The sequence below is a fragment of the Diaphorobacter oryzae DSM 22780 genome (genome assembly GCF_059568935.1).
This window is the reverse complement of record NZ_JCANUL010000011.1, coordinates 104,395-116,326: the sequence shown is the minus strand read 5'-3', so window position 1 is coordinate 116,326 and position 11,932 is coordinate 104,395. Positions and strand designations below refer to the sequence as shown.

Sequence of the window (11,932 nt, the reverse complement as noted above, 5' to 3'; positions counted from 1 at the left end):
TGCTACTCCTGATCCCACGGGCCTGTGCCCGCACCCGCCACACGCAGCGCGGCGCGCTCGTCGGTCTGTTTCTGTTCGCTGCGCTGCTGCTGCAGCGCCAGCTCGCTGCGGCGCCTGTCCAGCACCTTGCGCAGGCTGGCCAGGCGCAGCTCGGCCGCCAGCAACGCCTGCGCGGCCTTCTCCACGCGCTCGTCCTGCCCCCCCACCACACGGATCTGCAGGCCGATCGCGTGCTCCAGCCGGCCCATGAACTGGTAGTGGTGGTACATCACCTCGGGCTGCATGGCGCTGTCCGCCTTCGCCCCCCAGCGGCCCTGGGTCTCGGCCGCATAGCCCTCGAGCTGGCCCAGCTGCGCCTGCGCCGCGTGGCGCGCGCTCTGCACATCCCTGAGCGTCTGGCGCGCGGCGTCGCGCCGGCGCTCGGCCAGCTCCACGACCACCAGGAATGCGTTGAGCGACGACATGCGACAAGCCCTCCCGTCCTAGCCGGCGCCTCAGGCGCCCTCCAGCACCTGGCCCATGGCCGCCAGGCTGTCGTCCATGGGGGCGGCCTCGCGCATGTCCTGCTGCAGGAAGGCCGTCATGCCCGGTTGCAGGCGTATGGCCTCGTCGAGCTGCGGGTCGGAGCCGCTCATGTAGGCGCCGACCTGGATCAGGTCGCTGCTCTTTTGGTAGCGCGAGTAGATGGCGCGAAACTGGCGCGCCAGGTCGAAATGCGCGCGCGGCACGACGTTGTGCATCACGCGCGAGGCCGACTGTTCGATGTCGATGGCGGGATAGTGCCCGCTCTCGGCCAGCGCCCGCGACAGCACGATGTGGCCGTCCAGGATGGCGCGCGCCGCATCGGCGATCGGGTCCTGCTGGTCGTCGCCCTCGGACAGCACTGTGTAGAAGGCGGTGATCGAGCCCACGCCGTTCAGCCCGTTGCCGCTGCGCTCGACCAGCGCGGGCAGTTTGGCGAAGCAGCTGGGCGGATAGCCCTTGGTGGCCGGCGGCTCGCCGATGGCCAGGGCGATCTCGCGCTGCGCCATGGCGTAGCGCGTCAGCGAATCCATCAGCAACAGCACATGCCGCCCCTGGTCGCGGAAATGCTCGGCGATGGCCGTGGCATAGGCCGCGCCCTGCATGCGCAGGAGCGGCGGCGCGTCGGCCGGGGCCGCCACCACCACGGCGCGGCCGCGGTCCTGTTCGCCCAGGATGTCTTCGACGAATTCCTTGACCTCGCGGCCGCGCTCGCCGATCAGCCCCACCACGATCACGTCGGCCTGGGTGTAGCGCGCCATCATGCCCAGCAGCACGCTCTTGCCCACGCCCGAGCCCGCGAACAGGCCCAGCCGCTGACCGCGGCCCACGGTGAGCAGCGCGTTGATGGCGCGCACGCCGGTATCGAGCGGCTCGCGCACCGGGTCGCGTTCCATGGCGTTGATGGGGCTGCGGTCCATGGCCTGGGCGGCCACATCCGCCAGCGGCCCGCCGTGGTCCAGCGGCTGGCCCTGCGAGTCCACCACGCGCCCCAGCAATCCGTCACCCATGGGCAGGCGCAGCACACCCGCCCGGGCCTCGGCGGGGTCGGCGGGCGTACCGCCCAGGCGCGGCGCGGGCACGTAGGCCGCGGCCGGCGTGACGCTGGCGCCGCTGGACAGCCCATGCACGTCGCCCGCGGGCATCAAGAAGGCCTTGTCTGCGGCGAAGCCCACCACCTCGGCCAGCACGGGCTCCTGTCCGGCCATCTGCACCTGGCATTGCGAACCCACGGGGACGCGGATGCCCGCGGCCTCCAGCACCAGACCGGTCAGGCGCGTGAGCGTACCGCGCGTCTCCAGCGGCAGTTCCTGCGCCACGCGCTTGCGCGCCTCGGCGACGAAGTCTCCCCAGGCGGCGGCCTGCTCAATCGGCATGGCCGCCCTCCCGCCAGGCTGCCGCCAGCCCCAGCGCCGCAATGGCGCGGCGCCAACGCTTGTCCAGCGTGCCATCCACGGCCATGCCGGCCGACTCCACCAGGCAGTCGCCGGGCTCCACGGCCGCGTCCGCCAGCCACTGGATGCGGCCGGCGGCGAACTCCTCGCGCAGCGGCTGCTCCAGCGCGGCCCAGTCGCCGGGGTTCAGGCGCACGGTGGCCGGACGACCCTCGCTGACCAGCATGCCCAGCGCCTCGCGCACCACGGGCAGCATGGCCTGCGGATTGCCCGCCACCTCCTGGCGCACCACCTGGCGGGCGATGTCGCAGGCCAGCTGCAGCACCTCCTGGGCCATGGACTGCTGCATGCCGGAAAAGCTCTCTTCCAGGGACTGGGCCAGGCTCGCCAGCCGCTGCGCGGCCTCCTGCCCCTGGCCGGCCACGTATTCATCCATGCGCTGCTGCCACTGCAGCCCCGCCTGCTCCTGACCTTCGGCCAGGCCGCGTGCATACGCCTCGTCGCGCGCCTGCTGCAGCAGCTCCTGGTGCTCGGCCTCGGCAATGCCCGGCGGCGGCAGGACCGGCTCAGGTTCCAGCACCTGCGGCTCGGCCACCAGGGGCTGCAGCGTGTCGGCGACATGGACGTCGCCGAACTCCCAGCGCGTGACGTCGCCCACTTCCTCGCGCGGGATGAAGCGGGTGTAGTGGCGGCTAGACGAAGGCATCGTCGCCACCACTGCTCAGCGCGATCTGGCCTTCCTCGGCCAGGCGGCGCACGGTCTTGAGAATTTCCTTTTGCTGAGCCTCGACCTCGGACAGCCGCATGGGGCCGCGCGACTCCAGGTCTTCGCGCATGGCCTCGGCGGCGCGCGAGGACATGTTGGCGAGGATCTTCTCGCGCACCTCGGGCTGCGCGCCCTTGAGCGCCACCACCAGGGTTTCGGAGGCCACCTCGCGCAGCACGGTCTGGATGGCGCGGCCGTCGAGCTTGGCGAGATCGTCGAACACGAACATCTTGTCCATGATCTTCTGCGCCAGGTCCATGTCGTAGCCGCGGATGGACTCCAGCACCGCCGCGTCCATGCCCGAGCCCAGCAGGTTGATGATGTCGGCCGCCGCCTTGACGCCGCCCAGCGAGCTCTTGCGCACCTTGTCGCCGCCGGCCAGCACCTTGAACAGCACCTCGTTCAGGTCCTTGAGCGCCGTCGGCTGGATGCCCTCCAGCGTGGCGATGCGCAGCATCACCTCGCTGCGCTGGCGCTCGGTGAGCTGCATCAGGATGGCGGAAGACTGCTCCGGATCCAGGTGCACCAGGATGGCCGCCACGATCTGCGGGTGTTCGTTGCGCAGCAGCTCGGCCACCGACAGCGGATCCATCCACTTGAGGCTTTCGATGCCCGAGACATCGCCGCCCTGCAGGATGCGGTCGATCAGCAGCGCGGCCTTGTCGTCGCCCAGGGCGCGCTTGAGCACGGCGCGCACGTAGTTGCTGGTGTCGGACACCAGCAGGCTCTGCGCCGCCGCGTCGTTGGTGAAGCGGTTGAGCACCTCGTCCACCTTCTCCTTGGAGACCGTGCGCATGCGCGCGATGGTCTCGCCCAGCTTCTGCACCTCCTTCGGGGACAGGTGCTTGAAGACCTCGGCCGCCTCTTCCTCGCCAAGGGACATCAGCATGATCGCTGCGTCGTTCAGGCCTTGCTCATCCATGCCAGACTCGTTTTCAGATGCGGGCCGGCGTCATTCGCCGTTGACCCAGGTTTTGAGGATGCTGGCCACGGCCACGGGGTTGTCGCGGGCCAGCTGGCGCGCGTCCTCCAGGCGCAGCTGCTCGGCCGTGGGCTGCAGCTCCTCGGCCTGCACCGGAGCGGGCAGCGCGGGGCGCTGCAGGTCTTCGGAGGCGACCGCGCTCAGTTGCCCGCCCTGCGGCTGCATGACCGGCACCGCGCGGGCCCGCGCCTTGAGCATCGGGCGCACCAGGCCCAGCAGCAGCAGGGCCGCGGCCAGGGAGATGCCCACGGGCCAGCCCAGGGTCTTGGCCAGCTCGATCACCTCGGGCTGCTTCCACAGCGGCAGCTCGCCCACGGGCGCCTCTTGCACGAGGAAGGGCGCGTTCATCAGGTTCACCGAGTCACCGCGCTCCTTGTTGAAACCGATGGTCTCGCGCACCAGGGCGGTCATCTGTTCCAGCTGCTCGGGCGTGAGCGCCTTGTTCACCATGGGCTTGCCCGGCCCCTCGCTGACGGGCTGGTAGTTCACGACCACGGCCGCATTCACGCGCTTGACGGCGCCCGTGCCGCCGCGCGTCACATGCGTGGTCTTGTCCACCTCGTAGTTGGTGACGGATTCGCGCTTGCCCTGCACGGCGCTGCCCTGCCCGGGCTGCTGGCCGTTGACGGCCGTGGGCGGCGGGTTGGCGCCGTTGATGGGGGCGGTGGAATTCTGCGGCGGCTGGTTGCTGACCGCGCCGGGTACGCCCGCGGGCGGCTGCGGGCCCTGCGGGCCGCTGCTCTCCACGATCTGCTGGCTGCGCACGGCGCTGGCATCGGGCGCCAGATTGGGCCGGTGCTGCTCCACCGTGGACTCGGTGTGGCTGAAGTCCACCTCGGCCGTCACCTGGGCCTTCACGTTGTTCTTGCCCACCACGGGCTCCAGCAGGTCCAGGATACGGCGCGTGTACTGCTGCTCAATCAACTGCACATAGGCCAGCTGCTGCGCGTCCACGCCGTTGCTGGCGGCCGCGTCGGGCGACTGCGACAGCAGCTTGCCCGTGTCGTCCAGCACGCTCACGGCCGAGGGCGCCAGCTCCGGCACGCTGGAGGCCACCAGGTGCACGATACCGGCGAGCTGGGCGCGGTCCAGAAAGCGCCCCGGGTACAGGCCCAGCAGCACCGAGGCCGAGGGCTTTTGCTGCTCGCGAAAGAAACCGTTCTGGTTGGGCAGCGCCAGGTGCACGCGCGCGCTCTGCACCGAGGCCAGCGCCTGGATGGAGCGCGTGAGCTCGCCCTCCAGCCCGCGCTGGAAGTTGAGCCGTTCCTGGAACTGGGTCACGCCGAAGCGGTTCGTCTCCATGAGTTCGAAGCCCGTCACCGAGCCCTTGGGCAGCCCCTGCGTGGCCAGGCGCAGGCGCACATCGTGCACGCGCTCGGCCGGCACCATGATGGCGCCGCCGCCCTCGGTGTACTTGTAGGGCACGTTCATCTGGGACAGCTGGGCCACGATGGCGCCGCCGTCCTTGTCGTTCAGGCCGGAGAACAGCACCCGGTAGTCGGGCTGGCGGGTATAGAAGAACGCGGCCGCCAGGGCCGCCACCAGCAGCGCCGCCACGGCGCCCAGGCGCAGGCGGGTGGACCGGTCGAGCGACGCCAGCCGCTGCGGCCAGCCGGGGCTGGCGACAGGCGGCGGAGTGACGGGAACTTCGGCAACTGCGGACATCGTGCTTTCCAAATAGACGGTGCCAGGCGGGACTCTGGCGCTGGTGCGATTATTGGGTCGCCCCCCTGCGCCGTTCGCCGGATAAAGCGCGCCTTTGACCATCATTTCGCCGCGCTGGCGCGCCGCCGGCCGCCTACGATTGCACCATCCCCAATTTCTCCCAGCAACCGCCATGGACCTGCGCATCGCCAGCACCCCATCCCCGCTTACCGGCACCCAAGTGGCGCGCCGCGTCACTGCGCCGCAGGAAGGCGTGCAGGAGGCCGGCTTCTCAACCGCATTCAAGGACGCCCTGCAGTCCGTGAGCGCCGCCCAGGACCGCGCCGGCGGCCTGCAGCGCGAGGTGCAACTGGAAAACCCCAACGTCAGCATCGAGGAAACCATGGTCGCCATGCAGAAGGCGCAGATCGGCTTCCAGGCCACGCTGCATGTGCGCAACCGCATGGTGCAGGCCTACACCGACATCATGAACATGCAGGTGTAGAACTCCTGATTTAATAGCTGCTAGCGCTTGATGGATAAGCGCAAAAGCCATTTTTGATTAAAAAAAGCCGGCCACCTTGCGGTGCCGGCTTTTTTCGTCCTTGGAACTCGGCATGCGGCGCCACCACGCCGCTGCAGCCCGTTCCCGGGCTGCCGCCCTCAGTGCATCATCTGCGGCTGGCCGTCAAACAGATGCTCGAACTGCGCCAGCCAGGGCTCGGCCAGGCAGCGGATCTGGGCATCGTTGCGCAGGATGCGCTGCATGATGCGCGCCTTTTCCTTGCGGTGCTCCGGGGCCAGCTCCTGCGCCTGCGACTGGAACCGCAGTTGCTCGATGAGCACGGCGCAGGCGCCCTCGTAGCGCACCACGCCATCCCAGTCCTTGAGCTTGGCGGCCTCCAGCATCTTGGCGCTGCTGTCTTCGATGGCCTTGTAGTAGTCAATCAGCATTTCGGGCATGTCTCAGGCCCCGACCATCACGGGGTGGTTTTCGGGCCGGCCTGCTGCAACGGCAGAGGAGGCTCCGGTTTTTTTGATTTCGTTCCAGCCCAAAGCGATGGGCTCGATCAGGCGCATGACCTCTTCCATCATCGCGTCGTCGTTACGGGCGTTGGCCAGGATCAGACGGCGCAGGCAATAGTCATACAGCGCGCCCAGGTTCTCCGCCAGCTCTCCGCCCATCTCGCGGTCCAGCGCCGTGCTCAGGCCCTCCTCGAGGATGCGGGTGGCCTTGGCGACGCTATTGCACTTGGTCAGCACGTCGCCGCGCGCCAGCGCCCCGCGCGCCGTGGCAATGGCACTCAGCAAGCCCTCATACAACAGGCTGACCAGTTGGTGCTGATCGATCGTGTGCATGCTGGTTTCCACGTTGATGCGCTGGTAGGCAGACGCGGCACGGGGCTGGTAGGCGGCGAACATGGCAGGCATTCCTTTGAACTGTCTGCTGTATTTATCGGCAAGGCACGCTAAAACTTAAAGCTTCGCTTGAACTCAACCAGGGGTTTTATTCCAGGTCGTCACCTGCTGGGCAATGTAGGCGTTCAGCGCATTCAGCCGGCTCATCTGGCTGTCCAGCGCCACGTAGCGCGCCGTCAGGTTGGCCTCCAGCCGCGTGGCACGGTCTTCCACCGCACGGACGTCCTTCGAATTGGCCGTCTTGGCTTTTTGCAGCACTTTGTCCTTGCTGGAAAAGAAGCCGGTTCCATCCGCCAGCAGGCTGTCGAGCGTGGCCTTGATCTTGGTTCCCACGCCATTGGCGGCATTGCCATCGGCACCGCGAAAGAACGTCTTGAGCGCCTCAGGATCCTTGAGCGCTGCATTGAGCTTGACCGAGTCGATCTCCAGATCGCCCGTGGGCCGCAGCGGATCAGTCCCCTTGGCCGTACCGATGCCGACGTCTGACAGCGTGCGCAGCTTGCCATCCCCACCGCCCGCCACCGACTGCAGCGCCATGCGCAGGGTGTTCTGCAGCGACACCGCCGTCGAGTCGCCCTGCAGCAGCCCGGCCGTCTTGGTTTCCTTGTCGTAGCTGGTGATCGTGTTGAGTGCCTGATTGACTGCGTTGTAGGCTTTCACGAAGGCGTCCAGGTTCTCCCGGACCTTCGAGGTGTCGCTGGCCACCGTGATCTCGACCGGGCCCGTCGTCACCTTCAGCGCATTGAACGTCACGCCAGACACCGTGTTGGCGAACGTGTTGGTGGCGGACGTCACCGCGATGCCGTTGACCGTTGCCTTGGCATCCTCCGCATAACTGGTGGCGACGTTGTCCATGAGGCGCGACAGGCCCGAACCATCGGCATCGTTGCCATCGGTGTCGGTGACTGTCATGCGGAAACCCGCTTCTTCTCCGGTGGACTGGCTGCGCAGCAGCAGGCGCTCGCCCGAAGCGTCGGACACGATGGTGGCCGTCACGCCCGCCTTGGCGCCGTTGATTTTGCCCGCGATGCTGGACAGCGTGTCATTGGCGCCGACCACGATGTCCACGGCCGTCTTGCCATCGGCAGGCGTGAATGTGGAAGGGTCGGCCCACTTGCCCACCTCCAGGCGCAGCGTGCCTGCGCCCACCGGCAAGCCCTTGCCCAGCGCCTGCGAAGTCATTGTCTGCGCCTTGGCCAGCCCCTGCACCTCCACACTGAGTGTGGAAGCGACCGTTCCGCCCACCGCCGAGGCGGTGATGGCGTCCTTGTTCGACGAGGTGGCCGTCACCGCATTCCACCCCGTCACGCTCGCCAGCTTGCTCGCGGCGTCCGACAAAGTGGACACCAGCGACTTGATCTGGCCGTAGGTGGATATCTTGGCGTCGATCATCGTGGCCTGGTAGGTCAGGCCGGTGCTCCTGGTGATAGGCAGGCGCGCCATGTCCACGGACGCCTTGATGAGCTCGTTGACATTGATGTTGCCACCAAGACCGACTCCCAAATTCGTAAAGCTAGGCACAGCCACCTCCTGATAAATGCACTGTCAGGTTAATACCAATCGAGAGATTGTCCAGCCAACCTGCCAGGCGCATTGCGCCGATAAGTGCCCGGAACACCGCCCATCCCTGTGCAAGCGACAAAGCGGCGACGATTTTTATCGTCGCCGCTCCCGGTGGTTGCGAGACCGGCCCCGCAAGAGACCGGCCCCAAATTCCGGCTTAGCGCAGCAGGGCCAGCACGCCCTGCGGCAGCTGGTTGGCCTGCGCCACCATGGCGGTACCGGCTTGCTGCAGGATCTGGGCCCGCGACAGGGCGGCGGTTTCGGCCGCAAAGTCAGCGTCCTGGATACGGCTGCGGGAGGCGGACATGTTTTCCGACGTGGTCTGCAGGTTCGCCACCGCGCTTTCGAAGCGCGACTGCAGGGCACCGTAGCTGGCACGCTGGCTGGCGATGGCCGAGATGGCGGCATCCACCATGGCCAGGGTGCGGTTGGCGCCGGCCACCGTGCTCACATCCATGTCCTTCACGGCCTGCATCTGGCTGGCGTTGGCCGTGGTGCCGATCAGGAAGCCGTTGACCGTGCCTGCGGCCGTACCCGCCGAGTCCGTGGCACTGAAGGACTTGGACGAATCCAGCGTGAGCTGGCCCGTGATCACGGTGAAGTTGGCACCAGCGCCCGCGACGGCAGCACCGCCGGCCATGGCAGTCGTCGTATCGTTGGCATGGTGCAACGTGAAGTTGGTAGCAGCGAGGGCCGACTTGTTCTTAAGATTGATGTCCTCGCCCGAGTCATTGACCAAAATGATGCCGTTGCCAGCCTCGTTCAAGCGGGCCGATACGCCAGTCTTGGCAGACACATCGTTGAACGCCTTCACCGCAGCGCTCAAGCCTTCCGCGTCGTTCTTCTCCACCTTGAACGAAATGGTGACCGGGGCGGTCGTTTCGTTGTTGGAGGCCACTTCCAGGGTGAAGGAGCCGGAAGCGAACGTATCCAACTGCACCTCGGTGCGGGCCGATGCGCTCACTCCGGTGTATTCGGTCTGGGCGTTCACCAGGGCTGCCACGTCCTTGGCCGAAGACTTGGCCGCGTAGGTAATGTCCTTCTTGCCAGCTGCACCTTCGATGGTCAGAGTGCCGCCCGCGATGGCCGAAGTGCCCGTCGCACTGGCCTGCACCAGCTTGGTGCCTGCCGTGCTACCCAGCGTCAGATCACCGCTCGAGTCCGTGGCCGTGGCTGCCTTGGCACCAATACGGTTGTTACCGTAGGCATTGGTGCTGAAGTTCGACGAGGTGGCCGTGATGGTCTGGTTGGCATTGGCACCCACCTGGAAGGCGGCGCTGGTGAACGAGCCGTCCAGCAGTTTGCGGCCGTTGAATTCGGTGGTCTTGGCGATGCGGTCCAGTTCGGAAGTGAGCTGATTCACCTCGGAGTTCAGGGCATTGCGGTCGGAGGCGCTGTTGGTGGCGTTGGCCGACTGCACGGCCAGCTCGCGGATACGCTGCAGGATGTCGCCCGAGCTCTTGAGCGCGCCTTCAGCCGTCTGCGCCAGCGAGATGCCGTCATTGGCATTGCGCACCGCCTGGTTCAGGCCACGGATCTGGCTGGTGAAACGCTCGGAAATGGCCAGGCCGGCGGCGTCGTCCTTGGCGCTGTTGATGCGCAGGCCCGAGGACAGACGGTTGATCGAGGTATTGAGCGCGTTCTGGCTGACACCCAGGTTGCGCTGGGCGGTGAGCGAGGCGACGTTCGTGTTGATGGTGGAAGCCATTGCAAATCTCCCGAAAGAACTGACTAGATATGGCGTTGCCGCCAACTGGGCCCAGAACCGTCTGGCCACAGCGTTCACAGCGCCCAACCAGGCCATCTGTTGAACAGCGGGTCGTCACTTTTTGTTTCACACGGCCCGTTGATGATGTTTTCGGGTTGTGCTTAGAAAACTTTAGGGCTGAATCGGCAGATTGAGCGGTTTTTGGCCTGCTTATCCAGCCAACGGCCCGGCGGCCGCTGCCCACAATCCCTTCATCGTTCCCAAAAAGTCCGCCGGAGGGGTAGCGCTTGAACCGGCAGAAATGTTCATTTCCAGCCCTGCAGGAGTTCCGCAATGGCATCGACGATCAACACCAACATCGCCTCGCTCACCGCCCAGCGCAACCTGGGTGTCAGCCAGGCTTCGCTCAACACCTCGATCAATCGCCTGTCCTCGGGCCTGCGCATCAACAGCGCCAAGGACGACGCCGCCGGCCTGGCCATTTCCGAGCGTTTCACTACACAAATCCGCGGCATGAACCAGGCCGCGCGCAATGCCAATGACGGCATCTCGCTGGCCCAGGTGGCCGAAGGCGCGCTCAAGAGCTCGGGCGACATCCTGCAGCGCATTCGCGAGCTGGCCGTGCAGTCGGCCAACGCCACCAACAGCGCCTCGGACCGCAATGCCCTGAATTCCGAAGTGAACCAGCTCACCTCCGAGCTGGACCGCATTGCCAAGACCACCGAATTCAACGGCCGCAAGCTGCTGGACGGATCGTTCACCAGCGCCGCCTTCCAGGTGGGTGCCAATGCCAACCAGACCATCACGGCCACTTCGTCGAACTTCAGCACCAGTTCGTACGGCAACTACCGCATTGGCGGCAAGGCCGTAACGCCTACGGACGGCACGGGCGACCTGACACTGGGCAGCCTGCCGGGCTCCGTCAAGGCTCAGGGCGCCGTGGGCGCCTCCGCCATCACGGGCGGCACGCTGACCGTGGACGGTGCCTACGGCAAGAAGGACATTGCCTACCCTGCAGGCGCATCCGCGGAGAGCTTGGCATCCCTGGTGAACGCCCAGACCGAGCTCACTGGCGTGAGCGCTTCGGCGCGCACCGAAGTAGGAATCGATAACCTCGTCTCCGGCGCCTCTTACACGCTTCAAATCGCCTCGAACAACGCCACGGGTGCTCCTGCAACGGTCTCGTTTACCGTTAAATCCCTCACCGCCGATGGTCTGAGCGCCGCCGTGAAGGCATTCAACGACGTTTCGGCCAAAACCGGGGTGTCTGCGCGCGTGAACGACGACGGCGACCGCATCATCCTCACCAACGACGCGGGTGAAGACATTCACCTGTTGAACAACTCCGCCGCCGCCAGCACCTTCAGCCTGACCAATCCAGACGGCACGGCACTGCCCACAGCCCAGGCGGGGATTGCGGGCCAAGCGGGCGCGGGCGCCTTCGGCACCCACGACATCGTCCTGACGGGCCAAATCACGCTGGATTCGTCCAAATCGTTCAGCGCGATGGATACGGCCGGTGCTGCTGCGGGCGGCGGCTTCATGCTCGCTGCCACCGCCACATCCAGCCAGTTGCAAGCCGTCAAGGACATGGACATCAGCACGGTGGACGGCGCCAACCGCACCCTGGCCATGGTGGATGCAGCCATCGCAGCCATCGCCAGTCAGCGTGCCAACTACGGCGCCCTGCAGTCGCGCTTCGAGACGGCCATCGCCAACCTGAACATCTCATCGGAAAACATGTCCGCCTCGCGCAGCCGCATCCAGGATGCTGATTTCGCGGCGGAGACGGCCAACCTGTCGCGCACCCAGATCCTGCAACAGGCCGGCACCGCCATGGTGGCCCAGGCCAACCAGATTCCGCAGGGGGTTCTGGCGCTGCTCAAAGGCTGACAAGAGCAACTGCTCCATAAAAAAAGCCCGGTGCATTGCAC

11 protein-coding genes are annotated in these 11,932 nt (G+C 66.6%); 2 read left to right on the top strand and 9 right to left on the bottom strand.

Features of this window, described 5'->3' with window-relative positions; all coding sequences use genetic code 11:
* Positions 1-2: 2 nt before the first annotated feature.
* From fliJ to fliF, 5 genes are read right to left on the bottom strand one after another with little or no spacing between them, the layout of a single operon-like run.
* On the bottom strand, positions 3-464 hold the full coding sequence (gene fliJ / locus BP68_RS15715) for a flagellar export protein FliJ (protein ID WP_496373439.1): 462 nt from the start codon (positions 462-464) through the stop codon (positions 3-5).
* A gap of 30 nt (positions 465-494) precedes the next feature.
* Entirely contained in the window at positions 495-1,898 is a 1,404-nt protein-coding gene (gene fliI, locus BP68_RS15710) for a flagellar protein export ATPase FliI (RefSeq protein ID WP_496373437.1), read from the bottom strand.
* Positions 1,888-2,622, bottom strand: a complete 735-nt coding sequence (locus tag BP68_RS15705; RefSeq protein WP_496373435.1) for a FliH/SctL family protein — start codon at positions 2,620-2,622, stop codon at positions 1,888-1,890. Before BP68_RS15705 ends, fliI begins: the two co-directional genes overlap by 11 nt.
* On the bottom strand, positions 2,609-3,604 hold the full coding sequence (gene fliG / locus BP68_RS15700; protein WP_496373433.1) for a flagellar motor switch protein FliG: 996 nt from the start codon (positions 3,602-3,604) through the stop codon (positions 2,609-2,611). Before fliG ends, BP68_RS15705 begins: the two co-directional genes overlap by 14 nt.
* Positions 3,605-3,634: 30 nt before the next feature.
* Positions 3,635-5,329: a flagellar basal-body MS-ring/collar protein FliF gene (gene fliF / locus BP68_RS15695; RefSeq protein ID WP_496373431.1), complete on the bottom strand. Its 1,695-nt coding sequence runs from the start codon at positions 5,327-5,329 to the stop codon at positions 3,635-3,637.
* Positions 5,330-5,501: 172 nt separating this feature from the next.
* On the opposite strand from fliF, the gene fliE reads away from it, so the two are divergent.
* Complete coding sequence (gene fliE / locus BP68_RS15690; protein WP_496373429.1) at positions 5,502-5,813, top strand: flagellar hook-basal body complex protein FliE; 312 nt, start codon at positions 5,502-5,504, stop codon at positions 5,811-5,813.
* 158 nt (positions 5,814-5,971) lie between these two features.
* Here the strand turns inward: fliE and BP68_RS15685 are convergent, their stop codons facing one another.
* The 4 genes from BP68_RS15685 to BP68_RS15670 form a co-directional block, all read right to left on the bottom strand.
* Entirely contained in the window at positions 5,972-6,271 is a 300-nt protein-coding gene (locus BP68_RS15685) for a flagellar protein FliT (protein ID WP_496373427.1), read from the bottom strand.
* Between the two features lie 3 nt (positions 6,272-6,274).
* On the bottom strand, positions 6,275-6,730 hold the full coding sequence (fliS, locus tag BP68_RS15680) for a flagellar export chaperone FliS (RefSeq protein WP_496373425.1): 456 nt from the start codon (positions 6,728-6,730) through the stop codon (positions 6,275-6,277).
* A 72-nt stretch (positions 6,731-6,802) separates the two neighbouring features.
* A complete protein-coding gene (gene fliD, locus BP68_RS15675; RefSeq protein ID WP_496373423.1) occupies positions 6,803-8,248 on the bottom strand; it encodes a flagellar filament capping protein FliD in 1,446 nt (481 codons plus the stop codon).
* 199 nt (positions 8,249-8,447) lie between these two features.
* A complete protein-coding gene (locus BP68_RS15670) occupies positions 8,448-9,998 on the bottom strand; it encodes a flagellin N-terminal helical domain-containing protein (protein WP_496373421.1) in 1,551 nt (516 codons plus the stop codon).
* Positions 9,999-10,331: 333 nt separating this feature from the next.
* Here BP68_RS15670 and BP68_RS15665 point away from each other — a divergent pair, with 333 nt between their 5' ends.
* Positions 10,332-11,891: a flagellin N-terminal helical domain-containing protein gene (locus tag BP68_RS15665; protein ID WP_496373419.1), complete on the top strand. Its 1,560-nt coding sequence runs from the start codon at positions 10,332-10,334 to the stop codon at positions 11,889-11,891.
* Positions 11,892-11,932 lie beyond the last annotated feature (41 nt).